Annotated in this window: 27 protein-coding genes and 1 tRNA gene; 4 read left to right on the forward strand and 24 right to left on the reverse strand. The window is 59.6% G+C overall.

The features are described 5' to 3' along the window. Nucleotides 1-15: 15 nt before the first annotated feature. The gene (pcaF, locus tag B9Z43_RS12920; RefSeq protein ID WP_108326327.1) at nt 16-1,218 is read right to left on the reverse strand and encodes a 3-oxoadipyl-CoA thiolase; all 1,203 of its coding nucleotides are present in this window, start codon (nt 1,216-1,218) and stop codon (nt 16-18) included. Between the two features lie 318 nt (nt 1,219-1,536). On the opposite strand from pcaF, the gene B9Z43_RS12925 reads away from it, so the two are divergent. Next, nucleotides 1,537-1,971: a DUF1841 family protein gene (locus B9Z43_RS12925; protein WP_199222315.1), complete on the forward strand. Its 435-nt coding sequence runs from the start codon at nt 1,537-1,539 to the stop codon at nt 1,969-1,971. Between the two features lie 3 nt (nt 1,972-1,974). On the opposite strand, the gene B9Z43_RS12930 is transcribed toward B9Z43_RS12925, so the two are convergent. The 4 genes from B9Z43_RS12930 to secA all read right to left on the reverse strand — a co-directional run bounded on the left by B9Z43_RS12930 (nt 1,975) and on the right by secA (nt 7,359). Continuing rightward, nucleotides 1,975-2,442 (reverse strand): NUDIX domain-containing protein, encoded by a 468-nt coding sequence (locus tag B9Z43_RS12930; RefSeq protein WP_108326332.1) that lies wholly within the window; start codon nt 2,440-2,442, stop codon nt 1,975-1,977. Further along, complete coding sequence (locus B9Z43_RS12935) at nt 2,439-3,314, reverse strand: ATP-binding protein (RefSeq protein WP_108326335.1); 876 nt, start codon at nt 3,312-3,314, stop codon at nt 2,439-2,441. The genes B9Z43_RS12930 and B9Z43_RS12935 overlap by 4 nt, the downstream gene beginning before the upstream one ends. Next, nucleotides 3,311-4,540 (reverse strand): bifunctional glutamate N-acetyltransferase/amino-acid acetyltransferase ArgJ, encoded by a 1,230-nt coding sequence (argJ, locus tag B9Z43_RS12940; RefSeq protein WP_108326337.1) that lies wholly within the window; start codon nt 4,538-4,540, stop codon nt 3,311-3,313. The genes B9Z43_RS12935 and argJ overlap by 4 nt, the downstream gene beginning before the upstream one ends. 80 nt (nt 4,541-4,620) lie before the next feature. Beyond that, the gene (gene secA / locus B9Z43_RS12945) at nt 4,621-7,359 is read right to left on the reverse strand and encodes a preprotein translocase subunit SecA (RefSeq protein WP_108326340.1); all 2,739 of its coding nucleotides are present in this window, start codon (nt 7,357-7,359) and stop codon (nt 4,621-4,623) included. A 223-nt stretch (nt 7,360-7,582) separates the two neighbouring features. On the opposite strand from secA, the gene B9Z43_RS12950 reads away from it, so the two are divergent. Continuing rightward, nucleotides 7,583-7,891: a DciA family protein gene (locus B9Z43_RS12950; protein WP_108326343.1), complete on the forward strand. Its 309-nt coding sequence runs from the start codon at nt 7,583-7,585 to the stop codon at nt 7,889-7,891. Between the two features lie 54 nt (nt 7,892-7,945). On the opposite strand, the gene B9Z43_RS12955 is transcribed toward B9Z43_RS12950, so the two are convergent. The 6 genes from B9Z43_RS12955 to petA all read right to left on the reverse strand — a co-directional run bounded on the left by B9Z43_RS12955 (nt 7,946) and on the right by petA (nt 12,047). Beyond that, nucleotides 7,946-8,021 (reverse strand) — tRNA-Thr (locus B9Z43_RS12955). Nucleotides 8,022-8,077: 56 nt separating this feature from the next. Then, on the reverse strand, nt 8,078-8,518 hold the full coding sequence (locus B9Z43_RS12960) for a ClpXP protease specificity-enhancing factor (protein ID WP_108326346.1): 441 nt from the start codon (nt 8,516-8,518) through the stop codon (nt 8,078-8,080). 18 nt (nt 8,519-8,536) lie between these two features. Beyond that, on the reverse strand, nt 8,537-9,148 hold the full coding sequence (locus B9Z43_RS12965) for a glutathione S-transferase N-terminal domain-containing protein (RefSeq protein ID WP_108326348.1): 612 nt from the start codon (nt 9,146-9,148) through the stop codon (nt 8,537-8,539). Nucleotides 9,149-9,241: 93 nt separating this feature from the next. Then, entirely contained in the window at nt 9,242-10,009 is a 768-nt protein-coding gene (locus B9Z43_RS12970) for a cytochrome c1 (protein WP_108326351.1), read from the reverse strand. Between the two features lie 20 nt (nt 10,010-10,029). Continuing rightward, nucleotides 10,030-11,439: a cytochrome bc complex cytochrome b subunit gene (locus tag B9Z43_RS12975; protein WP_108326497.1), complete on the reverse strand. Its 1,410-nt coding sequence runs from the start codon at nt 11,437-11,439 to the stop codon at nt 10,030-10,032. Nucleotides 11,440-11,450: 11 nt separating this feature from the next. Beyond that, nucleotides 11,451-12,047, reverse strand: a complete 597-nt coding sequence (petA, locus tag B9Z43_RS12980; protein WP_108326353.1) for a ubiquinol-cytochrome c reductase iron-sulfur subunit — start codon at nt 12,045-12,047, stop codon at nt 11,451-11,453. Between the two features lie 146 nt (nt 12,048-12,193). Between petA and mscL the strand changes: the two genes are divergently transcribed. After that, nucleotides 12,194-12,622, forward strand: a complete 429-nt coding sequence (gene mscL / locus B9Z43_RS12985) for a large conductance mechanosensitive channel protein MscL (protein ID WP_108326356.1) — start codon at nt 12,194-12,196, stop codon at nt 12,620-12,622. A 12-nt stretch (nt 12,623-12,634) separates the two neighbouring features. Here the strand turns inward: mscL and pdxA are convergent, their stop codons facing one another. Together pdxA and B9Z43_RS12995 are read right to left on the reverse strand one after the other, a co-directional pair. Further along, on the reverse strand, nt 12,635-13,681 hold the full coding sequence (gene pdxA, locus B9Z43_RS12990; protein WP_108326498.1) for a 4-hydroxythreonine-4-phosphate dehydrogenase PdxA: 1,047 nt from the start codon (nt 13,679-13,681) through the stop codon (nt 12,635-12,637). 14 nt (nt 13,682-13,695) lie between these two features. Then, complete coding sequence (locus B9Z43_RS12995) at nt 13,696-14,448, reverse strand: Nif3-like dinuclear metal center hexameric protein (protein ID WP_108326358.1); 753 nt, start codon at nt 14,446-14,448, stop codon at nt 13,696-13,698. Nucleotides 14,449-14,547: 99 nt separating this feature from the next. Here B9Z43_RS12995 and B9Z43_RS13000 point away from each other — a divergent pair, with 99 nt between their 5' ends. Then, on the forward strand, nt 14,548-15,699 hold the full coding sequence (locus B9Z43_RS13000) for a S1C family serine protease (RefSeq protein WP_108326360.1): 1,152 nt from the start codon (nt 14,548-14,550) through the stop codon (nt 15,697-15,699). Nucleotides 15,700-15,767: 68 nt separating this feature from the next. Here the strand turns inward: B9Z43_RS13000 and tatC are convergent, their stop codons facing one another. From tatC to hisH, 11 genes are all read right to left on the reverse strand, one after another. Continuing rightward, the gene (gene tatC, locus B9Z43_RS13005) at nt 15,768-16,553 is read right to left on the reverse strand and encodes a twin-arginine translocase subunit TatC (RefSeq protein ID WP_108326363.1); all 786 of its coding nucleotides are present in this window, start codon (nt 16,551-16,553) and stop codon (nt 15,768-15,770) included. 42 nt (nt 16,554-16,595) lie between these two features. Then, on the reverse strand, nt 16,596-17,063 hold the full coding sequence (tatB, locus tag B9Z43_RS13010; RefSeq protein WP_108326366.1) for a Sec-independent protein translocase protein TatB: 468 nt from the start codon (nt 17,061-17,063) through the stop codon (nt 16,596-16,598). Nucleotides 17,064-17,089: 26 nt separating this feature from the next. Continuing rightward, nucleotides 17,090-17,317, reverse strand: coding sequence for a Sec-independent protein translocase subunit TatA (tatA, locus tag B9Z43_RS13015; RefSeq protein ID WP_108326368.1), 228 nt, complete (start codon nt 17,315-17,317; stop codon nt 17,090-17,092). A 96-nt stretch (nt 17,318-17,413) separates the two neighbouring features. Then, on the reverse strand, nt 17,414-17,770 hold the full coding sequence (locus B9Z43_RS13020) for a histidine triad nucleotide-binding protein (RefSeq protein WP_108326371.1): 357 nt from the start codon (nt 17,768-17,770) through the stop codon (nt 17,414-17,416). Nucleotides 17,771-17,788: 18 nt separating this feature from the next. Next, nucleotides 17,789-18,151, reverse strand: coding sequence for a hypothetical protein (locus B9Z43_RS13025; RefSeq protein WP_108326374.1), 363 nt, complete (start codon nt 18,149-18,151; stop codon nt 17,789-17,791). A 9-nt stretch (nt 18,152-18,160) separates the two neighbouring features. Continuing rightward, a complete protein-coding gene (locus tag B9Z43_RS13030; RefSeq protein WP_108326376.1) occupies nt 18,161-18,538 on the reverse strand; it encodes a phosphoribosyl-ATP diphosphatase in 378 nt (125 codons plus the stop codon). A gap of 4 nt (nt 18,539-18,542) precedes the next feature. Further along, nucleotides 18,543-18,932, reverse strand: coding sequence for a phosphoribosyl-AMP cyclohydrolase (gene hisI, locus B9Z43_RS13035; RefSeq protein ID WP_108326377.1), 390 nt, complete (start codon nt 18,930-18,932; stop codon nt 18,543-18,545). A 2-nt stretch (nt 18,933-18,934) separates the two neighbouring features. Next, nucleotides 18,935-19,735: an imidazole glycerol phosphate synthase subunit HisF gene (gene hisF / locus B9Z43_RS13040; RefSeq protein WP_108326378.1), complete on the reverse strand. Its 801-nt coding sequence runs from the start codon at nt 19,733-19,735 to the stop codon at nt 18,935-18,937. A 22-nt stretch (nt 19,736-19,757) separates the two neighbouring features. Then, nucleotides 19,758-20,606 carry a D-hexose-6-phosphate mutarotase gene (locus B9Z43_RS13045; protein ID WP_108326379.1) on the reverse strand — a complete coding sequence of 283 codons (849 nt, stop codon included), beginning with the start codon at nt 20,604-20,606 and terminating at the stop codon, nt 19,758-19,760. 2 nt (nt 20,607-20,608) lie between these two features. Then, nucleotides 20,609-21,349, reverse strand: coding sequence for a 1-(5-phosphoribosyl)-5-[(5-phosphoribosylamino)methylideneamino]imidazole-4-carboxamide isomerase (hisA, locus tag B9Z43_RS13050; protein ID WP_108326380.1), 741 nt, complete (start codon nt 21,347-21,349; stop codon nt 20,609-20,611). A gap of 41 nt (nt 21,350-21,390) precedes the next feature. Further along, nucleotides 21,391-22,047: an imidazole glycerol phosphate synthase subunit HisH gene (hisH, locus tag B9Z43_RS13055; protein ID WP_108326381.1), complete on the reverse strand. Its 657-nt coding sequence runs from the start codon at nt 22,045-22,047 to the stop codon at nt 21,391-21,393.

Here is a 22,047-nt window from a genome sequence, read left to right on the forward strand (position 1 = left end):
GCTGCCGCCTCAGGTTCAGACGCGTTCAAGGATCAGCGCAATGCCCTGACCCACGCCGATGCACATGGTGCACAGCGCATAACGGCCGCCGGTGCTGTGCAAGCGGTTGATGGCGGTGGTGGCCAGGCGCGCACCTGAAGCACCCAGGGGGTGACCCAGTGCGATCGCGCCACCCCAGGCGTTCACGCGGGCGTCATCGTCCTTCAAGCCCAGCATGCGCAGCACGGCCAGGCCTTGTGCGGCAAAGGCTTCGTTCAGCTCGATCACATCGATCTGGTCCAGCGTCAGACCGGTTTGGGCCAACACTTTGAGCGTGGCAGGCGCGGGGCCAATGCCCATGATGCGGGGGGCCACACCGGCGGTGGCCATGCCCACCACGCGCGCCTTCGGCGTCAAACCATTTTTGGCGGCGGTGGCCTCATCGGCCAGCAGCAAGGCGCAAGCGCCGTCGTTCACGCCCGAAGCGTTGCCTGCGGTCACGGTGCCGTCCGGGCGCACCACACCTTTGAGCTTGGCCAGCGCTTCGAGGCTGGTGGCGCGGGGGTGTTCGTCGGTGTCCACAAGGATGGCATCGCCCTTTTTCTGGGGGATGCTCACGCCCACAATTTCACGGGCCAGGTGACCGGCTTGGATGGCGGCCACGGCGCGCAGCTGGCTGTTGTAGGCCATCAGGTCTTGCGCTTCGCGTTCGATCTTGTAATCGGTCGCGACGTTTTCTGCGGTCTCGGGCATCGAGTCGACGCCATATTGCGCCTTCATCAGCTTGTTCACAAAGCGCCAGCCAATGGTGGTGTCGTACACGGCGTTGGCGCGGCTGAAGGCGCTCTCGGCCTTGGGCATCACAAACGGGGCGCGGCTCATGCTTTCCACACCACCGGCGATCATCAAACCGGCTTCACCGGCCTTGATGGCGCGGGCTGCCGTGCCCACGGCGTCCAGGCCCGAGCCGCACAGGCGGTTGATCGTGGCGCCAGGTACGTCGATGGGCAAACCGGCCAGCAAGCTGCTCATGTGGGCCACGTTGCGGTTGTCTTCACCGGCTTGGTTGGCGTTGCCGTACAGCACGTCGGTCACGGCAGCCCAGTCCACATTGGGGTTGCGGGCCATCAGGGCGCGCAGGGGCACAGCCCCCAGGTCGTCGGTGCGCACGCTGCTCAAAGCGCCACCGTAACGGCCGAAGGGGGTACGGATGGCGTCGCAAATGTAGGCTTGGTTCATGTTTTGAGTCTCCAGGTTAGGGTTGCATGCATTTTATTGCATGTTTGATGCGTATGCTGAAGTCATTCTAGGGCTTGAATCCGCAAGGGGCCTGCGCGGCGCTGCCCGGGCTCAGAGGCGCTTCGCTTTGCCACATCGCCCGAACAGCGCCGCACAGGCCCCTTGCTCGATCGCAGGCTTGATTTGCCCCTTGCCCACGCTGGTGGGTTGGGGTCAGGGGCTGGGGTGATGTGGCAAAGCGAAGCGCCTCTGAACCCCAGCCCCTGACCCCAGCCCACCAGCCCACAAAGGGCAACATGAAGGACAATCGACCCCATGCTGATTCAACCTTCACAAGCCGATGTGCGGCGATTTTTTTGTGGCGTTTACGCCAAGGCCAAAACAGCGGCCCCGCTGGAGCCGATGGAAATGCTGGTGAGCCAATGGATCGACGAGCACCCTGAGTACCACGCCGAACTGGCGAATGTGGACGCCGCGCTGGCCAGCATGCTCAAAGTGGACCCTAACAAGGAAAACCCGTTTTTGCATTTGTCCATGCACCTGTCGATCAGCGAGCAATGCAGCATAGACCAGCCACGTGGCATTCGCCAGGCGGTGGAGTTGCTGACGCACAAACTCAACTCACTGCACGACGCCCACCACCAGGCCATGGAGTGCCTGGGCCGCATGGTCTATGAAAGCCAACGCGCCGGCCGCATGCCCGATGGTGCGGCCTACATCGACTGCGTGCAAAGGCACGCAACCAAGGACTGATTTTCAGCGGTGCGTGGCGCCGCTGAACTGGCGCTCTTGGGCCAGCCAGGTCAGCACAGGGATGGTGCCCGGCAACACCGGCACCACGTCCACTGGCAGTTGCTGCCAAGCGTGAGATTGCGCTTCGCGCATTTGCAATTCACCCTGCCAGTCCCACACTTTGCAAAAGTGCAGCCGCACCAAGGCGTGCGGGTAGTCCACCATCTGGGTTTTCCAGATCTGCGCGGCACCGATCACGATGCCCAGCTCTTCCTGCAGCTCACGGCGCAAGGCCTCTTCGACCGTTTCACCGGCCTCGAGCTTGCCGCCGGGGAACTCCCAGTAGCCCGCATAGACCTTGCCTTCGGGGCGCGAGGTCAACAAGAACTGGCCATCGGCCTGCATGAGCACGCCCACGGCCACGTCGACCACGGGACGGTCGCTACCGCCTTCGCGCTGGCGCTCGCCGTCGGCCACCAACAAGCTGCTCATGCGAGCGCCTGACGGCCCATGTAGTCGCGGGCGAACTGGTAGGCCACACGGCCGCTGCGCGAGCCGCGCTCCAGCGCCCACAACAAAGCGTCGGCACGGGCAGCTTCGATTTGTGCAGGCGTCGCACCCAAGCTGCCCAGCCATTGCGCGGCGATGTGCAGGTACTCGTCTTGCGAGAAGGGGTAGAAACTGATCCACAAACCAAAGCGTTCGGACAAGGAGATTTTTTCTTCCACGCCTTCACCAGGGTGCACTTCACCGTCATCGGTGTGTTTGTAGGTGAGGTTCTCGCTCATGTACTCGGGCAGCAAATGGCGGCGGTTGCTGGTGGCGCAGATCAGCACATTGGGGGTGGACGCCGCCACCGTGCCGTCCAGGATGGACTTGAGCGCCTTGTAGCCAGGCTCGCCGTCTTCAAAGCTCAGGTCATCGCAATAGACCATGAACTTCTCAGGGCGCGAAGCGACCACTTCGATGATGTCGGGCAAGTCGGTCAGATCGGCCTTGTCCACTTCGATCAGGCGCAAGCCTTGCGAGGCATACGAGTTCAAACACGCCTTGATGAGCGAGGATTTGCCGGTGCCACGCGCACCGGTCAGCAGCACGTTGTTGGCTGGGCGACCGTTGACGAACTGCTCGGTGTTGCGTTGCAGTTTTTCTTTTTGTTGGTCGATTTCCTTGAGGTCATCGAGCGTCATGGCCGCCACGTGGCGCACTGGCTCCAGCACGCCGTGACCGGACGAGCGCTTGCGGTAACGCCAGGCAATCGCTTGCGACCAGTCGGGTGCGGACAAGGGTTGCGGCAAGACCGATTCGATGCGGTCCACCAGTTGGCTGACTTTGGCCAGCAGTTGTTCCAGCGTTTGGCTCATGAACGGTAATCCGCGTTGATGGTGACGTACTCGTGGCTCAGATCGCAGGTCCAGACCGTGTCGGTGGCGTTGCCGCGGCCCAGGCCCACACGCACGGTGATCTCGCTGCCCTTCATGACGCGCTGGCCGTCTTCTTCGCGGTACTCGGGGCGGCGTCCGCCTTGCGAGACCACATGCACATCATCGAGGTGCAACTCGATCAGGCCCTGGTCCAGATCGGCAATGCCGGCATAACCGACCGCCGCCAGAATGCGGCCCAGGTTGGGGTCGCTGGCGAAGAAAGCGGTTTTGACCAAGGGCGAATGGGCGATGGCATAGGCCACCAGGCGGCACTCTTCGCCGGTGCGGCCGCCTTCGACCTGCACTGTGATGAACTTGGTGGCGCCTTCGCCATCGCGCACGATGGCATGGGCCAACTGGCGGGCCACTTGCATCAGGCCCTTCGCCAAGGCCTGGCCGTCCGCGCTGTCCAGCGAGGTGATCTGCGCGTGACCGGCCTGATGCGTGGCAATCAGCATGAAGGAGTCGTTGGTCGAGGTGTCGCCATCGATGGTGATGCGGTTGAAAGACCCATCGGCCAAGGTTTTGACCAAGGCGGGCAACAAGGCCGGATCGATGTTCGCATCGGTGGCCACAAAGCCGAGCATGGTCGCCATGTTCGGGCGGATCATGCCCGCGCCCTTGCTGATGCCGGTGATGTTGACGGTCTTGCCACCCACCTGCACCTGCACGCTGGCCGCTTTGGGCTGGGTGTCGGTGGTCATGATGCCTTCGGCGGCTTGCGCCCAGTGGGCCGCTTGTGCGTCGGCCAATGCAGCAGGCAAACCGGCGACGATGCGGTCCACCGGCAGCGGCTCCATGATCACGCCGGTCGAAAACGGCAGGATCTGCGCAGGCGCGCATTGCAACAAACTGGCCAAAGCCTCGCAGGTCTGGCGCGCATGGGCCAGGCCCGGGGCGCCGGTGCCCGCGTTGGCGTTGCCGGTGTTGATGACCAAAGCGCGCACCGCGCTGCCTTGCGCCAGATGCTCACGGCACAGCTGCACAGGTGCTGCGCAATAGCGGTTGCTGGTGAAGACCCCCGCCACGCTGGCGCCTGCGTCCAGCAGCATGACGCTCAGGTCCTTGCGATGGGCTTTGCGCACGCCGACTTCGGCAATGCCCCAACGCACACCGGCAACGGCGTGCAATTGGGCGGGATCGATCTGAGGCAGATTCACGGGCATGGTGATCTTTCAAAAATGGAGATGAAATCAAAGTCCACAAACAAAACGGGCCGAAGCCCGTTTTGTCAGCTGAGACATGCTCAGGCCAGCTTGCCGTGGCATTGCTTGTATTTTTTGCCACTGCCGCAAGGGCAAGGATCGTTGCGGCCCACCAGGCCCCAGTCCTGCTGACCGGCTGCGGCGACGGTTTGTGGCTCGCCCGATTCGTCGGGTGCGCTGTAGGTCACGTTGCTGATGTGCTCGGCACGCTCTTCGATGTCATGCGCGGCTTGCTCAATCTGGGCTTCGGACTCGACGCGCACCAACATCAGGGTGCGGGTGACTTCGTTTTTGACCGAGTCCAGCAATTGGCCAAACAGTTCGAAGGCTTCGCGCTTGTATTCCTGCTTGGGTTGCTTTTGGGCATAACCGCGCAGGTGGATACCTTGGCGCAGGTAGTCCAGCGCGCTCAGGTGTTCGCGCCAGTGCGTGTCGATGCTTTGCAGCAGAACCATGCGTTCAAACGGCGTGAAGTTGACCGCGCCCACCTGGTCGAGCTTGGCCTGGAACTGGGCGTGGGCCGCAGCCACCACGGTCTCCAGAATCTCTTCGTCGGTGATGGCGTTGGAGGCCTGCACTTTTTCACGCAGGTTCAAAGGCAGTTGCCATTCATCGGCCAGTACTTTTTCAAGAGCGGCCAGGTCCCACTGCTCTTCCACCGTTTCGGCGGGCACGTACTGGCGAACCAAGTCGGTGAAGCAGCCTTCGCGCAGTGAGGCGATTTGGCTTTCCATGTCTTGCGCGTCGAGGATGTCGTTGCGCTGCTGGTAGATCACCTTGCGCTGGTCGTTCGAGACATCGTCGTATTCGAGCAATTGCTTGCGGATGTCAAAGTTGCGCGACTCGACCTTGCGCTGGGCGCTTTCGATGCTGCGGGTCACGATGCCCGCTTCGATGGCTTCGCCTTCTGGCATCTTCAGACGGTCCATGATGGCGCGCACGCGGTCGCCCGCAAAGATGCGCATCAGCGGATCGTCCAGACTCAAATAAAAGCGCGAAGAACCGGGGTCACCCTGGCGGCCCGAACGACCACGCAACTGGTTGTCGATGCGGCGTGACTCGTGGCGCTCGGTGGCGATGATGCGCAAGCCGCCGTTGGCTTTGACTTGCTCATGTGTCAGTTTCCATTGTTCGCGCAAGGCGGCGACTTTGGCTTGGCGATCGGCTTCGGACAAGGACTCGTCGGCTTCGATGGCCTGCACATCTTTTTCGATGTTGCCACCCAGCACGATGTCGGTGCCACGACCGGCCATGTTGGTGGCGATCGTGATCATGGCCGGACGACCGGCTTGCGCCACGATGTCGGCTTCGCGGGCGTGCTGCTTGGCGTTGAGCACCTGGTGCGGCAATTTCGCTTGCGTGAGCAATTGCGAGATCAGCTCCGAATTCTCGATCGAGGTGGTGCCCACCAGCACAGGTTGGCCGCGCTCGTGGCATTCACGGATGTCTGTGATGGCGGCGGTGTAACGTTCATCGGAGGTCTTGTAGACGCGGTCAAGCTGGTCTTCGCGCTGGCTCTTGCGGTGTGGCGGGATGACCACGGTCTCCAGACCGTAAATTTCCTGGAACTCATAAGCCTCGGTGTCGGCCGTACCGGTCATGCCGCCGATTTTGTTGTACAGGCGGAAATAGTTCTGGAAGGTGATCGAGGCCATGGTCTGGTTCTCGGCCTGGATCTGCACGCCTTCCTTGGCTTCCACGGCCTGGTGCAGGCCATCGCTCCAGCGGCGACCGCTCATCAAGCGGCCCGTGAATTCGTCCACGATCACCACTTCTCCGTCTTGCACCACATAGTGCTGGTCGCGGTGGTACAGGTGTTGCGCGCGCAGCGCAGCATTCAGGTGGTGCATCAAGGTGATGTTGGCCGGGTCGTAAAGGCTCGCGCCTTCCGGGATCAAGCCCAGTTGGGCCAGCACGGCTTCGGCTTTTTCATGACCGTCTTCGGTCAGAAACACCTGGTGTGATTTTTCGTCCACGGTGAAGTCACCGGGTGTGATGATGCCTTCGCCCGTGCGGGGATCGGCTTCACCTTCCTGGCGCTTGAGCATCGGGATGACCTGCTTCATCGCCAAATAGGTGGCGGTGTGGTCTTCGGCTTGCCCGCTGATGATCAGTGGTGTGCGGGCTTCGTCGATCAGGATCGAGTCGACCTCATCGATGATGGCGTAGTTCAGCGGGCGCTGCACACGGTCTTGTGCTTCATAGACCATGTTGTCGCGCAGGTAATCAAAGCCGTATTCGTTGTTGGTGCCGTAGGTGATGTCCGAGTTGTAAGCGGCCTGCTTTTCCTCGCGGGACATCTGCGCCAAGTTGATACCCACCGACAGACCTAGAAAATTGAACAGCTTGCCCATCCACTGCGCATCGCGGCTGGCCAGGTAATCGTTCACGGTGACCACGTGCACGCCGCGGCCTGCCAAGGCGTTCAAATAAGCAGGCAAAGTGGATGTGAGCGTCTTGCCTTCACCCGTGCGCATCTCGGCGACCTTGCCGTTGTGCAGTGCGATACCGCCGACCAATTGCACATCGAAGTGACGCATCTTCATGACGCGCTTGGAGCCTTCACGCACCACCGCAAAAGCTTCGGGCAACAAGGCATCGAGCGTTTCGCCAGCGGCCACGCGTTGCTTGAAGCTTTCGGTCTTGGCGCGCAGCTCGTCGTCACTCAGACCTTCGAGACCGGCTTCCAGGGCATTGATGCGCTCCACCGTTTTGCGGTATTGCTTGAGCAGACGATCGTTGCGGCTGCCGAAAATTTTGGTGAGGAATGGGATGGCCATGTCTACGAGATCCACCTTCAGCTTGGGGCTGAGGAACAGACCGTCTGTCCTGTCAAGTTAAAAGGTTCAATTGAAGTCACAGCCCAAGAATTCAAGTCTTGCGCATCATGACGTGGCCCTGCCAGGCCAATGAATCATTTTAGCCTCTGATGGGCACTCCTTCAGAGTAGGGGCCGCGCCTGCGATCAGGCCGTGCGTGATAATGCTTTGGCCTCGGTTCACCATGCAAAGACGCCACCACCCCATCCCCCTGCAACAAGCTGTGCAAGAGTCGCCCACTTTTGCACTGCTGGCCAGCCGTGTGCGCGAATCATCCGAACGCCTGCTGGCCATCCGCAGCCTCTTGCCTGCTCCTTTGAGGGCCAGTGTTCAGGCAGGCCCGATTGAAGAAGGCTCTTGGTGTCTGCTGGTCAGCTCCAATGCTGTTGCCGCCAAATTGCGCCAAATGACGCCAGCGCTGCAGGCGCATTTGAACCAGAAGGGCCTGCATGTGAGCGCCATCCGCATCAAGGTTCAAAACCGGAGCCTTTGATCATCCACCCCAAAGAAAAAGCCCCTGATCTTGCGATCAGGGGCTTTTTGATTGTGGTGCCGCTTGTCGGATTCGAACTGACGACCTACCGCTTACAAGGCGGGTGCTCTACCAACTGAGCTAAAGCGGCACGGGCTAGATTCTAACGCGCGAAGTACAGCACTTTGGCTGAGCCCGCGTAATTTTTTACTTTATCCGCGTCAAAGCGGGACGACCCGAAACCGGTGGAGGCGTGGGTTCGCCATCAGCGCCATCGACGCCGGGCTTGTCCACTGCCGTCAAGCTGGCTGGCGTTGTCTCTTCATCACTGACCGGGAACGCCATGCCTTGACCATTTTCACGGGCATAGATGGCCATCACACGGTGAATGGGCACCATGATGTCGCGCGGCTTGCCGCCAAACCGGGCTTTGAATTCAATGAACTCATTGCCCAGCTTGAGCGAGCTGGTGGCGTCCATGCTGACATTCAGGACGATCTCGCCACCTTGCACATATTCGCGCGGCACCTGCACCGAGCCATCGACCTTGACCGCCACATAGGGCGTGAAGCCGTTCTCGGAGCACCACTCATACAGAGCCCGAATCAAATACGGGCGGGTCGATGGCAGTTCGGTATCGCTGAACATGTCGGTCCTCACAGGCAATTACTTGCGCATGACTTTCTCGGAGGGGGTCAGTGCTTCGATGTAGGCCGGACGCGAGAAAATGCGCTCGGCGTACTTGAGCAAAGGTGCTGCGTTCTTGCTCAGCTCGATGCCGTAGTAGTCCAGACGCCACAGCAGCGGCGCAATGGCCACGTCGAGCATCGAGAAGTTGTCACCCAGCATGAACTTGTTTTTCAGGAACACGGGGGCCAACTGGGTCAGGCGATCACGGATGTGAGCGCGTGCCTTCTCCAGTGCCTTGTCGTTGCCTTTGAGGGTGCGGTTTTCCAGTGTGACCACGTGGGCAAACAACTCTTTTTCAAAGTTCAGCAAAAACAAACGAACACGTGCGCGATCGACCGGGTCGCCAGGCATCAATTGCGGATGAGGGAAACGCTCATCGATGTACTCGTTGATGATGTTCGACTCGTACAGGATGAGGTCCCGCTCAACCAGGATGGGCACCTGGCCGTAGGGGTTCATCACATTGATGTCTTCGGGCTTGTTGTAGAGGTCCACATCACGGATCTCGAAGTCCATCCCTTTTTCAAACAACACAAAGCGGCAGCGGTGTGAAAAAGGGCAAGTGGTTCCGGAATAAAGCACCATCATGGCGGGAAGCTCCTCAAAAAATCAAAAAGAGTGGGAGGCCACAAAGGCCCACCACTCCACAAGACCCGGCTCAAAGACCGGGTGGAAGATCAATTACTTGATGTCTTTCCAATAAGCGGCATTCAAGCGCCAGGCGATGAAGGTGAAACACGCCAGGAACAACAGCACCCACACGCCAATGCGCACACGGCTGTTCTGTGCTGGCTCGGCCATCCACTGCATGTAGCTGACCAGATCACCCACGGCGGTATCGTACTGCTGAGGTGTCATCGTGCCAGGTTTGGCTTGCTTCCAGCCCTTGAAGATTTGCACAGTATGGCCATGCTCTTCTTTTTCTTCGTACACCGGTTGACGCTCACCTTGCAACTCCCACAGGGGATTGGGCATACCCACGTTGGGATAAGCCAAGTTATTCCAGCCGGTTGGCTTGGTCGCGTCACGGTAGTAGGTGCGCAAGTAGGTGTAGAGGTAGTCTGCACCCGTACCGCCATGGCCCGAACGCGAACGCGCCATCAAGGTCAGGTCAGGTGGGTTCTTGCCGAACCATTCCTTGGCTTGCAGCGGATCGATCGCGGCCTTCATGGTGTCACCCACCTTGGTGGAGGCGAACAACAAGTTGTCCTTGATTTGCTGCTCGGTCAAACCGATGTCTTTCAAGCGGTTGTAACGCATGAAAGCGGCTGAGTGGCAGTTCAGGCAATAGTTGACGAACAACTTGGCGCCATTTTGCAAAGCGGCCAGATCATTGGTTTTGGAGGGCGCCTTGTCCCAAGCGATGGTGTCACCACCGGAAGCCTGTGCACCTGTGACTAATCCGAGGGCCATCACAAAGCCCAACGCGAGTTTCTTGATGTTTTTCATGTTCTTGAATCTCCGTGATCTCAGTGAGGCGTGAAGGTCACGCGGTCAGGAACGGGCTTGGGCGTACCCAGCTTGCTCCACCAAGGCATCAACAGGAAGAAGCCGAAATAAAACAAGGAACCGACTTGAGAGACACGCTCACCAATAGGCGATGGAGGCTGCACACCCAAGTAGCCCAGGATCAGGAAGTTGACCACGAACACGGCGTACAGGTATTTGTGCCAGTCAGGACGGTAGCGGATCGACTTGACGGGGCTGTTGTCCAGCCATGGCAAGAAGAACAGGATGACAACAGCGCCACCCATGACGACCACACCCCAGAACTTGGCATCGATGGCCAGCATCATGGCGGAAACCACCACCGCAGCACCGATCACAGCGCCCTTGAGCAACTGTGGCAGCTTGCCTTTGGCCACAGCCAGGACAGCACCAATGACCACGCAAGCGATCAAGGCATACATCATCTCACTGGTGATGGCACGCAGCATGGAATAGAAGGGCGTGAAGTACCAGACAGGTGCGATGTGCAACGGTGTGGTCAGCGGATCGGCCGGAATGAAGTTGTTGTACTCGAGGAAGTAGCCACCAAACTCAGGCGCAAAGAACACGATCGCAGAGAACACCATGAGGAACAGGCTCACTGCAAAAATGTCGTGCACAGAGTAGTAGGGGTGGAAAGGAATACCGTCCAGTGGGTGACCTTGAGCATCTTTGGGGGCGTTGGGGCCCTTGATTTCGACGCCATCGGGGTTGTTGGAGCCCACTTCGTGCAGGGCGATGATGTGCGCCACCACCAGGCCCAGCAAGACCAAAGGCACAGCAATCACGTGGAAGCTGAAGAAGCGGTTCAAGGTGGCATCGCCCACCACGAAATCGCCACGGATCAGCAAAGCCAGATCTGGACCGATGAAAGGAATGGCCGAGAACAGGTTCACGATCACCTGAGCGCCCCAGTAGGACATCTGGCCCCATGGCAGCAGGTAGCCCATGAAGGCTTCGGCCATCAGGCACAGGAAGATCGCGCAGCCAAAGATCCAGACCAGCTCGCGCGGCTTGCGGTAGCTGCCGTACATCAGGCCACGGAACATGTGCAGGTACACCACCACAAAGAAAGCTGAAGCGCCTGTGGAGTGCATGTAGCGGATCAACCAGCCCCAAGGCACATCGCGCATGATGTATTCGACAGAGGCAAAAGCCACAGCCGCATCAGGCTTGTAATGCATGACCAGGAAAATCCCGGTGACGATCTGGATGACCAACACCAACAGGGACAAAGAGCCAAACATGTACCAGAAGTTGAAGTTCTTCGGTGCGTAATATTCGCTCAAATGCTCCTTGTACAGCTTGGAAGCGGGGAAGCGGTTGTCCACCCAGTTGAGCAGTTTTTCGCCAGCGGGGGCGTTTGGGGAAATTTCTTTGAATTCAGCCATGTCGTTCTCCATCAGGCCTTCTTGTCTTCACCAATGAGCAACTTGGTGTCAGACAGGTACATGTGCGGAGGCACTTCGAGGTTGTCAGGGGCAGGCTTGTTCTTGAAAACGCGACCAGCGAGGTCGAACGTCGAACCATGGCATGCGCAGAGGAAACCACCCTGCCAGTCATCCGGCAGCGAGGGCTGGGCACCGGTTGCAAATTTGTCTCCAGGCGAGCAGCCCAAGTGGGTACAAATACCCACAGCCACCATGATTTCAGGCTTGATCGAACGGTGACCGTTCTTGGCGTATTCAGGCGTGGGGTAAGCATTGCGACTGGATGTCGGGTCGGCCAGACTGCCCTCGACCTTTTTCAAGGATTCGAGTTGCTCAGGCGAGCGCTTCATGATCCAAACTGGTTTGCCGCGCCACTCGACAGTGAGCTTCTCACCCGTTTTGAGGGCGGAGATGTCCACTTCGACGGCTGCGCCAGCGGCTTTAGCACGTTCGGAGGGTTGGAAGCTGCTGACGAAGGGGGTGGCCACAAAGCCAGCGCCTACGGCGCCTGCGCAAGTGGAGGCAATCAGCCACGTCCGCTTGCTGCTGTCGACTGGGGTGTCACTCATGGGATTCCTCTAGCGAGTCGTTATCGGGGTCAACCCGGGATTGTAGCGGAGTGAAACAGGCTACCGACTTACAAAGCTTGAGCCCACACCATTGGACCTTGGAAAATAATAAACTTTATGATCCACATTTTCTAAAGGGGATTTCCATGTCATTTTTCCAAGAGTTCAAATCTTTCGCCGTGAAGGGCAACGTCATGGACCTCGCGGTCGGCGTGATCATCGGAGGCGCCTTTGGCAAAATTGTCGACTCCGCCGTTGGCGATCTGATCATGCCGCTGGTCAGCAAGGCCTTTGGAGGGCTCGACTTTTCCAACTATTACCTGGGATTGGCAGGACAAGCAGCAGGCCTGTCCCTGCTTGAAGCCAAAAAAATGGGGGCAGTCTTCGCCTACGGCAGTTTCATCACGGTTGCACTGAACTTCATCATTCTGGCTTTCATCATCTTTGTGATGATCCGTCAAATGAACAAAATGGTGGCATCCAAACCAGTGGACGCAGCGCCATCCGAAGCCATCACGCCTGAAGATGTTTTGTTGTTGCGCGAAATCCGCGACAGCCTCAAGAACAAAGCTTGATGCACCGCGCGGTCAGCGAACACCGCTGACCAGCTGCCAGGCCATGCGGATGGCCTGGACCATGCTGCTGGCATCGGCCACGGCGCGACCCGCCAGATCCATGGCGGTGCCGTGGTCAGGACTGGTCCTGACCAGTGGCAAGCCCAAGGTCACGTTCACACCCTGCTCCACCCCCAAATACTTGACCGGGATCAAGCCCTGGTCGTGGTACATCGCGATCACCACATCGAACTCGCGGCGGCCATCGGCTTGCCGCCGTGCCCGCATGAAGACGGTGTCTGGGGCATAGGGCCCATGCACATCCAGGCCTTCGGCGCGAGCTTGTTCGAGGGCCGGGTGCAACACTTCAATTTCTTCGCGGCCAAACAAGCCGCCCTCCCCTGCATGGGGGTTCACGCCCGCCACCGCCATGCGTGGTGCGCGTCCCAACACCCGCGACAGCGACACATGGCTGATGCGCAAGGTCTGCAAGACACGCTCAAACGTGATCGCATCCAATGCTTCGCGCAAGGACACATGGATGCTGACCAGTACCGTGCGCAACTCCTCATTGGCCAGCATCATCCGCACCGGCATCTGCGCCAGCGATACGCCCGCATGCCGAGCGGCTTCGGCCTGCAGCAATTCGGTGTGCCCGGGATACTGGTCATAAGGGGCACCCGCGGCATGCAAAGCCTCCTTGTGCAAGGGCGCAGTCACCAGCCCCGCCACCTCGCCACGCAAGGCAGCACGCGTGGCCCACAAGACGGCCTCACCAGCCAACTGACCCGCACGCGCATCCACCAGCCCCCAAGGCAGGGCAGGCGCTGTGGGCACCACCTGCAGCACCGGCAAGCAACGGGGCGGCACGGTCAAGGCTTGTGCCGGGCTGTCGATTTCGCACACCGCGAAAGCCGGTGCCGCTTGCACCAAAGCCATGGCTCGGCGCATCACGCCCACATCGCCTGCCACAAAACAGTGGCGCGTTGCAGAGGGCGCATCACGCCATGCGCGGGCGATGATTTCAGGGCCGATCCCACACGGATCGCCCGGGGTGATGGCCAAAGGCAGTAGCGTCATGTCGGTCCACCCCATCAAGCGGGGTTATCGATTTCGATGAATTGGTGGGCCAACCCCAGGTCCTGGGCGATGCGCGCGCCCACGGCTGCCGCACCATACCGTTCGCTGGCGTGGTGCCCGCAGGCCAAAAAGGCCACACCGGACTCTCGCGCCAAATGGGCTTGCGGCTCGGAGATTTCCCCGGTGATGAATGCATCGGCCCCCGCCGCCATGGCCGATTCAAAGTAGCCTTGCGCGCCACCGGTGCACCAAGCGATTCTGCGAATTGGACGCTCGGAGCCAGAGACACAAGTCACCTGCCGCCCCAACACCCGCGCCACGTGATCGGCCAGGCTCTGGGCTGTGTCCCAAGTTTGATCGCCCTGGCCGATAAATCCAAGATTTTGCTCACCAAAGCGTCCGTCTGACTGCAAGCCCAACAGGCGCCCCAATTGTGCGTTGTTGCCCAATTCCGCATGCGCATCCAAAGGCAAGTGGTACGCGAAAAGATGGATGCCATGTGCCAGCAGCAAGCGCAGTCGCTCCCGCATCCAGCCAGTCACTCGGCCATCCTGCCCACGCCAAAACAAACCATGGTGGACCAAAATGGCATCGGCGTTCGCCTCGATGGCGGCCTCGATAAGGGCCCGGCTGGCGGTCACACCGCTGACCAGCAGGCGCACCTCGCGGTCGCCCTCGACCTGAAGGCCATTGGGGCCGTAATCTTTGAACTTGTCCGGCTCCAGCAGCGCATCCAGCGCCAGGCCCAGGGTTTTGGCATCGGTCATGTGAGCATCTCTTGGCAATGGCTTCTATTGTGGCCCAAGGCGGTCTGGACCTGACACCTTCTGAACACGCACAGGAAAAGATCAAGGACAATCGCTTGCATGAAACGTTATTGGCTCTTTTTCTCTCAGTGGGTCACCGTCTTGTTGGCCGCCTGGTTTGTGGTGGCCACACTCAAGCCCGAATGGCTGCGCAGCGCGCAACGCTCGGCCGACGGCATGACGCTGTTGCAAGCGCCCGCTGGCTCGCCCTTGAGTCGCGCCGCCGGCAGCCTGAGTGCTCCAGCCCAAAAAGCATCACCCGCAGTGGTCAGCATCAGCACCAGCAAAAACCGCACATCGCGCAACACCGATCCATGGTCGCGCTTTTTCGAGGGTGACACGGAAGAGAACACAGGCGGTCTGGGCAGCGGCGTGATCGTCAGCCCCGAAGGCCATATCCTGACCAACAACCATGTGGTCGAAGACGCTGACGATATCGAGGTCATTTTGGCGGACGGCCGACGTGCAGCGGCCAAAGTGATCGGCACCGACCCGGACACCGATTTGGCGCTGCTGAAAATCCAGCTCGACAAATTGCCGGTCATCGTGCTCGGCCAACCCCAGGATTTGCAAGTCGGCGACGTGGTGCTGGCCATTGGCAATCCCTTTGGCGTGGGCCAGACCGTGACATCGGGCATCGTCAGCGCACTGGGACGCAGTCAACTGGGCATCAACACCTTCGAGAACTTCATCCAGACCGACGCGGCCATCAACCCTGGCAATTCAGGTGGCGCATTGGTCGATGTGCATGGCCATCTGATGGGCATCAACACCGCGATTTATTCTCGCTCTGGCGGCAACATGGGCATTGGCTTTGCCATTCCCGTGTCCACCGCACAGCAAGTCATGCAAGACCTGCTCAAAAATGGCAAAGTCTCACGCGGCTGGATCGGCGTGGAGCCCCAGGACCTGACGCCCGAATTGGCCGAGAGCTTCCAGTTGCCCGCTGCTGGCAAGCAGGCCTTGCCGCAAGGCGTGGTCATCACTGGCGTGTTGCAAAACGGTCCCGCGGCCAAAGCTGGCATCCGCCCTGGTGACGTGATCGTTCAAGTCGGAGGCCAGAACGTGGGCAATGTGTCGGAGCTGCTGACGCAAGTGGCCAACTTGCAACCGGGCAGCGCCACCGATGTGAAGGTCTGGCGCCGGCATGGTGAACTGGTCTTGCGCCTGACGCCCACCGAGCGCCCCACACAACGCAAACCCAACCGCTGACATCGGACCCCAACAGGCGCAAAAAAGGGAGCTCACGCTCCCTTTTTTCATGACATCCGTCGCTCAAATCAAGCTTTGGCTTCTTCAGCCTCTTCGGGCGCCTGGGTGTGCTTGATGAAAATCTGCGCCGCCCAAATGCCCAGTTCATACAGCAAGCACATGGGAATGGCCAAGGCCAGTTGGGACACCACATCGGGCGGCGTGACCACGGCAGCGATCACAAAAGCCAGCACCACGAAATAGCCCCGAAAGTCCTTGAGTTTTTGCACAGTCACCACGCCCATGCGGGCCAGGACCACCACGGCCACAGGCACTTCAAAAGCCAGACCAAAGGCCAAGAACATGGTGAGCACAAAACTCAGATAGGCCTCAATGTCAGGCGCGGCGGTGATGCTCTTCGGTGCAAAGCCCTGGATGAACGCAAAGACTTGTCCAAAGACGAAGAAATAGCAAAACGCAACACCGATCAAGAACAAGAGCGTGCTGGAAACCACCAAAGGGAGAACCAACTTTTTTTCATGGGCATACAAGCCAGGCGCCACAAAAGCCCACACCTGGTACAGCACCACCGGCAAGGCCAGCAAAAAGGCGGCCATCAACATGATCTTCAGGGGCACCATGAACGGAGAGATCACCGAAGTGGCGATCAAGGTGGCCCCTTTGGGCAAGTGCGCCACCAGTGGTTGGGCCAAAATATCGTACAACTCACCCGGGCCGGGAAAAATAGCCAACACCGCAGCAGCCACAGCTATCGCAGCGACCGCACGAACCAGTCGATCCCGCAGTTCAATGAGATGGGCAACGAAGGGCTGTTCAGAACCAGAGAGTTCGTCTTGAGGGTTGGTGTCGGACATAGGGCAATGGATTGGACGGCCTGCCCCAAAGGGGCACACCCGTCACAAAGTGTTGAGAGACTTGGGCCTGTAGCGCGCCACGCGGGCCGCACCAGAGAGCGCCTTGGTGCGCACACCCGAGCGCGCCTTGTACCACTGAGGTACAGCGCCACGCTTGAGACGCCAATTTTTGTCCGGATGTTTGTAACTGGGTGGCGGCGACTCCAGTTCAGGCAATTCACTGGCCAAGCCAGCCGTGGTTTCTGCCCAATCTTTTTCAAATTCAGAAGCGGTGGTCTGAACCGACTGCTCGACATCACGGGCGGCGGTCTCCATCGTCTCCTTCATCTTTTTGAGCTCTTCAAGGTCCATGGACCGATTGACCTCGGCTTTCACGTCAGACACATACCGCTGGGCTTTTCCGATCAAGGCCCCCAGAGTGCGCGCGACCTTGGGCAGCTTTTCGGGGCCGATGACGATCAACGCCACCACCCCGATCAGCGCCATTTTGGAGATGCCTAAGTCAAGCACAGCAGCGCATTCGTTGTTTCAAGCGATCAAGACTTGGTCTTGGCTTCAACGTCAATGGTGGCTTTTTCAGCCACTGCCGGTGCGGCCACCGACTTGTCGTCTGCAGCAGATGCACCACCATCTTTCATGCCATCCTTGAAGCCTTTGACGGCACCGCCCAAGTCTGAGCCCATGTTCTTGAGCTTTTTAGTGCCAAAGACCATGACCACGATGAGCAAGACGATCAACCAATGCCAAATGGAAAAAGAACCCATGGAAAACTCCTAATGTTTGTTGAATTCTAAGGGGAGACACCCCACGAATCTGAACGACCTTGATCAAGTCGGGAATTGAATACGTAAACCGGGGTCTCAGCCCTTGAGCCAAGGGCGAGGCCCACCCATCACATGCATGTGCAAGTGATGAACTTCCTGACCACCTTCAGCCCCGGTATTGAGCACAACTCGGTATCCGCCCTCTGGGTAAGGCTTGCAGCCCTCTTGCAGCGCCAATTTGGGCACCAAAGTCATCATGTGGCCCATCAGGGCTTGATGCTCAGGCGTCAAATGGGCCATCGAAGGCACATGCAGCTTCGGGATGATCAGGAAGTGCACAGGCGCCCAGGGCGAAATGTCATGGAAAGCAAAGACATGCTCGTCTTCATGCACTTTGCGCGAAGGGATCTGCCCCGCGATGATTTTGCAAAAAATACAGTTCGAATCGCTCATCGTTCACACACTTTCGGATCACTCGGTCACAGGGCGTTGCGCATTCAGGCGCACCATGCCCAGAACAATCCTGTACAAAAACCAGATGGAAATCAGCCCCCAAGCCACCCAGCCGGGGAACAAAAAGAAAAACCACAAAGGCACCGTGATGAGGTACAACACTGCCGCCCAAAGCACGGTGCGAATGCGGAAGCTGAAATGGCTGGCCTCCCAACCCGTGACATCGCCCTTTTTAACCAGATCAATGACCAAGGCGACCACCAACAATGCCGGTCCCATTTGCCCACCCGGGGTCACCGCACTGACAGCCACGATCAAGTGCAGGATGTAGCTGACCCAACTGACGGTCAGGTTGTTGTCGTCGGACGATGGTGTGTTCATGGCTGCAGCTTACTCGCCTGCGGCTTCGCGTGCTTGCGCTTTGCGCAGGGCTTTTTCTTCGAGGCCACTCAGGCCCTCGCGGCGAGCCAGCTCGTTGACCACATCCGCGGGGGTCAAACCGTAATGCGCCAGCGCGATCATGCTGTGGAACCACAGATCGGCCACTTCATAGACCAGCTTGGATGCATCGCCTCCGTGGTCAACATCCTTGGCGGCCATGACGGTTTCGGTGGCTTCTTCGCCAATTTTCTTCAAAAAGGCGTCTGGGCCTTTGTGCAGCAAGCGGGCGACATAGCTTTTTTCGGGATCGCCGCCGTTGGCCGCTTTGCGGCTTTCGATGATGGCCGCCAAACGGGCCAGCGTATCGGATGAATTGGGTGCGCTCATGGGCTTACTTGTAAATGGTTTCAGGGTCCTTCAGGACCGGGTCGGTCGCGTGCCAGCCATCGGACTGCAAGCTCTGGAAAAAGCAGCTGTGGCGGCCCGTGTGGCAAGCGATGCCCGGCTCGTGCCCCAGCTGGGTGATTTTGAGCAAGACCACATCGTTGTCGCAATCGATGCGGATGTCATGCACCGTCTGCACATGGCCGGACTCCTCGCCCTTGAACCAGAGCTTGTTGCGCGAACGGCTGAAATACACCGCCCGCTTGAGCTCGGCCGTTTTTTGCAGCGCCTCGCGGTTCATCCACGCGAACATCATCACGTCGCCAGTGTCTTTTTCCTGGGCGATGACAGGCACCAAGCCTTTGTCGTCCCATTGGATTTGATCGAGCCAGTTCATGTTCACAACCTGACCGTTATGCCGCGCTCACGCATGCGTTGCTTGGCTTGTTGGACGGTGTATTCACCGTAATGAAAGATGCTGGCCGCCAGCACGGCGTCGGCGCCGCCAATGCTCACGCCGTCGGCCAAGTGGTCGAGGTTGCCCACGCCGCCAGATGCAATCACAGGCACGCTGACGGCGTCGCTCACGGCGCGGGTCAGTTGCAGGTCAAAGCCGCTTTTGGTGCCGTCGCGGTCCATGCTGGTCAGCAGGATTTCGCCTGCGCCGTGTTCGGCCATTTGGGTGGCCCAGGCCACCGCGTCCAAGCCTACGTTTTTGCGGCCTCCGTGGCTGTACACGTCCCAGCCGGGACCCATGGGCAAACCATGGGTGCCGATGCGCTGTTCGTCGTCAAGCGTGCGGCGCTTGGCGTCAATGGCGACCACGATGCACTGCGCGCCGTATTTGGCCGAGGCTTCTCGGATGACTTGCGGGTTGGCAATCGCAGCCGAGTTGAAGCTGGTTTTGTCGGCGCCTGCGTTGAGCAAGCGACGCACGTCTTCGACGGTGCGCACTCCCCCGCCCACGGTGAGCGGGATGAACACCTGGCTGGCCACGGCTTCGATGATGTGCAGGATCACGTCGCGGCCGTCGCTGGTGGCGGTGATGTCCAAGAACGTGAGTTCGTCTGCGCCTTGCTCGTTGTAGCGGGCTGCGATTTCAACCGGGTCTCCAGCATCGCGCAGTTCGACAAAGTTGACACCCTTGACCACGCGACCACCGGTCACGTCAAGGCAGGGAATGATTCGTTTGGCCAGCATGGGAAGCTATCTTTTCAAAAAATCAGAGCACGCGCAGGCGTTGTGCGCCCTGCCAGAAATCGCCCGGCGCAATGCAGACGGGTTCATACACCTGCGCCGCCTCCACGCACAGCATGTGTTGCCAGCCGTCGGCAGGCATGTCGGCAAGGGCTGCGCATTTGGCAGCACCCGGGTTCCAGACCACGGTCTGGGCCCAATCCATGTCTTGCTCGATCGACAGGGTGTGTGGGCCGTCTTGCAGTTCGTAGCCTTGCGGGGCGGCGGCGTAGACGCGGTCAAACTCGCCGACAAAGCGCAACTCGGGCGCAGCCGTGGCGTGACGGTCTTTGACCGCATCCCATTCGGCCTGACCACCCAGGCCGAACAATCGGGCCTGCGCCACGTCACTGACCGCGAAATACGTGTGCAAGGCCCCGGTGAAACTGAGCGGCTGGCTGTCGGTGTTGCGCACCGCCAAGTCCACCTGCAATGCGCCAGGCGTCAATTCGATCAGCAACAGCGCTTCAAAGGACTGGTCCCACCATTGGCGTGTGGCGGCGCTGTCGTCCAGCGCCAGCACCAGATGGGCCTGGTCGGCTTCCAGTCGCGCGGGTTTGACCGTCCACGATTGGTTGCGTGCAAAACCATGTTTGGGCAAATCACCGCGTTGGTTGAATTGGGGAAAACACACGGGAATACCGCCGCGAATGGCCGCCTGACCATCCATCACGCTTTGAGGACTCAGGTACAGACGCTCACGGCCTCCTGCCACCCAGGACAACACATGGGCACCGTGGTGCGCCACGACCACCCGATCACCATTGGGCAATTGCAACTCGGTGGCAGGCAGTCCCGCGAACAGCACATCGCGGCTGGTGGCGCCTGTGCTCATGTTCAGCCGTTCAGCTCGTCGGCGCGTTGCTGTGCCAGCGCAAAGTCCAGGTCGCCGGAATACACCGCACGGCCACAGATCACACCTTCGACGCCCTCGCCCTCCACCGCGCACAGCTGCTCGATGTCGGCCATGTTGGACAGGCCGCCCGATGCAATCACGGGGATGGTCAAGGCTTGGGCCAGCTTGACGGTGGCATCGATGTTGATGCCGCTCAGCATGCCGTCGCGGCCGATGTCGGTGTAAATGATGGACTCGACGCCCCAGTCTTCGAACTTCTTGGCCAGATCCACCACTTCGTGACCGGTGAGCTTGCTCCAGCCGTCGGTGGCCACTTTGCCGTCCTTGGCATCCAGGCCCACGATGATGTGGCCGCCAAAGGCGGTGCAGGCGTCTTTCAAAAAGCCGGGGTTCTTCACCGCAGCGGTGCCAATGATCACGTACTGCAAACCGCTGTCGATGTATTTTTCAATCGTGTCCAGATCGCGGATGCCGCCGCCCAGCTGCACCGGGATGTCGTCGCCCACGGCCTTGAGGATGGACTTGATGGCGCCGAAGTTTTGCGGCTTGCCCGCGAAGGCACCGTTCAGATCCACCAAGTGCAAGCGGCGAGCGCCTTTTTCGAGCCAAGTGCGCGCCATGGCAGCGGGGTCTTCCCCGAACGTTGTGGCTTGGTCCATATCGCCTTGCTTGAGGCGAACGCAGTGGCCGTCTTTGAGGTCAATGGCGGGGATCAGAATCATGGCGAGTTAAATGCAGGTGAAAAAAATCAGCAAGCCTTGGATCAAGGCTGCCAGTGGAGGAAATTGCGAAACAGCGCCAAGCCCTGGGCCGCGCTTTTTTCAGGGTGAAACTGGGTGGCAAAAATATTGTCACGGGCAATGGCGCAAGCAAAGCGGCCACCGTAATCGGTTTCTGCCGCGCTGTGCGCCGGGTTGGCCACCTGGGCATAAAAGCTGTGCACAAAATAGTACCAGCTGCCGTCTTCGATGCCTTGCCACAGCGGGTGGGCAGGCGTGGCTTGCCAAACTTGGTTCCAGCCCATCTGCGGCACTTTGTAGCGGGTGCCATCGGGTTGGGTGCGGCCGGCCAGATCAAATTTGATGACATCACCGGGGATCAAACCCAGACCGGGCGTATCGCCTTCTGCACTGTGGTCCAGCAGCATTTGCATGCCCACGCACACGCCAAACAGGGGCTTGCTGGCGGCGGCTTCAAGCACAGCGTCCAGAAGGCCTGACTCGCGCAGCTCGCGCATGCAGTCGGGCATGGCGCCCTGCCCTGGCAAGACCACGCGGTGCGCATCACGCACCACTTGCGGGTCCGACGTGACCGTCACTTCGGCATGGTCCACACTGGAAGCCGCATGGATCACCGCCTGCGCCACACTGCGCAAGTTGCCCATGCCGTAGTCCACCACTGCAACGCGATTGACGCTCAT

Source organism: Limnohabitans sp. MMS-10A-192, assembly GCF_003063335.1.
GTDB lineage: Bacteria > Pseudomonadota > Gammaproteobacteria > Burkholderiales > Burkholderiaceae_C > Limnohabitans_A.

Coding starts and splice junctions, on each gene's coding strand:
- pcaF (WP_108326327.1), bottom strand. CDS start 1,218: ATGAACCAAGCCTACATTTGCGACGCCATCCGTACCCCCTTCGGCCGT.
- B9Z43_RS12930 (WP_108326332.1), bottom strand. CDS start 2,442: ATGAGCAGCTTGTTGGTGGCCGACGGCGAGCGCCAGCGCGAAGGCGGT.
- B9Z43_RS12935 (WP_108326335.1), bottom strand. CDS start 3,314: ATGAGCCAAACGCTGGAACAACTGCTGGCCAAAGTCAGCCAACTGGTG.
- argJ (WP_108326337.1), bottom strand. CDS start 4,540: ATGCCCGTGAATCTGCCTCAGATCGATCCCGCCCAATTGCACGCCGTT.
- secA (WP_108326340.1), bottom strand. CDS start 7,359: ATGGCCATCCCATTCCTCACCAAAATTTTCGGCAGCCGCAACGATCGT.
- B9Z43_RS12950 (WP_108326343.1), top strand. CDS start 7,583: ATGCAAAGACGCCACCACCCCATCCCCCTGCAACAAGCTGTGCAAGAG.
- B9Z43_RS12960 (WP_108326346.1), bottom strand. CDS start 8,518: ATGTTCAGCGATACCGAACTGCCATCGACCCGCCCGTATTTGATTCGG.
- B9Z43_RS12965 (WP_108326348.1), bottom strand. CDS start 9,148: ATGATGGTGCTTTATTCCGGAACCACTTGCCCTTTTTCACACCGCTGC.
- B9Z43_RS12970 (WP_108326351.1), bottom strand. CDS start 10,009: ATGAAAAACATCAAGAAACTCGCGTTGGGCTTTGTGATGGCCCTCGGA.
- B9Z43_RS12975 (WP_108326497.1), bottom strand. CDS start 11,439: ATGGCTGAATTCAAAGAAATTTCCCCAAACGCCCCCGCTGGCGAAAAA.
- petA (WP_108326353.1), bottom strand. CDS start 12,047: ATGAGTGACACCCCAGTCGACAGCAGCAAGCGGACGTGGCTGATTGCC.
- mscL (WP_108326356.1), top strand. CDS start 12,194: ATGTCATTTTTCCAAGAGTTCAAATCTTTCGCCGTGAAGGGCAACGTC.
- pdxA (WP_108326498.1), bottom strand. CDS start 13,681: ATGACGCTACTGCCTTTGGCCATCACCCCGGGCGATCCGTGTGGGATC.
- B9Z43_RS12995 (WP_108326358.1), bottom strand. CDS start 14,448: ATGACCGATGCCAAAACCCTGGGCCTGGCGCTGGATGCGCTGCTGGAG.
- B9Z43_RS13000 (WP_108326360.1), top strand. CDS start 14,548: ATGAAACGTTATTGGCTCTTTTTCTCTCAGTGGGTCACCGTCTTGTTG.
- tatC (WP_108326363.1), bottom strand. CDS start 16,553: ATGTCCGACACCAACCCTCAAGACGAACTCTCTGGTTCTGAACAGCCC.
- tatA (WP_108326368.1), bottom strand. CDS start 17,317: ATGGGTTCTTTTTCCATTTGGCATTGGTTGATCGTCTTGCTCATCGTG.
- B9Z43_RS13020 (WP_108326371.1), bottom strand. CDS start 17,770: ATGAGCGATTCGAACTGTATTTTTTGCAAAATCATCGCGGGGCAGATC.
- B9Z43_RS13025 (WP_108326374.1), bottom strand. CDS start 18,151: ATGAACACACCATCGTCCGACGACAACAACCTGACCGTCAGTTGGGTC.
- B9Z43_RS13030 (WP_108326376.1), bottom strand. CDS start 18,538: ATGAGCGCACCCAATTCATCCGATACGCTGGCCCGTTTGGCGGCCATC.
- hisI (WP_108326377.1), bottom strand. CDS start 18,932: ATGAACTGGCTCGATCAAATCCAATGGGACGACAAAGGCTTGGTGCCT.
- hisF (WP_108326378.1), bottom strand. CDS start 19,735: ATGCTGGCCAAACGAATCATTCCCTGCCTTGACGTGACCGGTGGTCGC.
- B9Z43_RS13045 (WP_108326379.1), bottom strand. CDS start 20,606: ATGAGCACAGGCGCCACCAGCCGCGATGTGCTGTTCGCGGGACTGCCT.
- hisA (WP_108326380.1), bottom strand. CDS start 21,349: ATGATTCTGATCCCCGCCATTGACCTCAAAGACGGCCACTGCGTTCGC.
- hisH (WP_108326381.1), bottom strand. CDS start 22,047: ATGAGCGTCAATCGCGTTGCAGTGGTGGACTACGGCATGGGCAACTTG.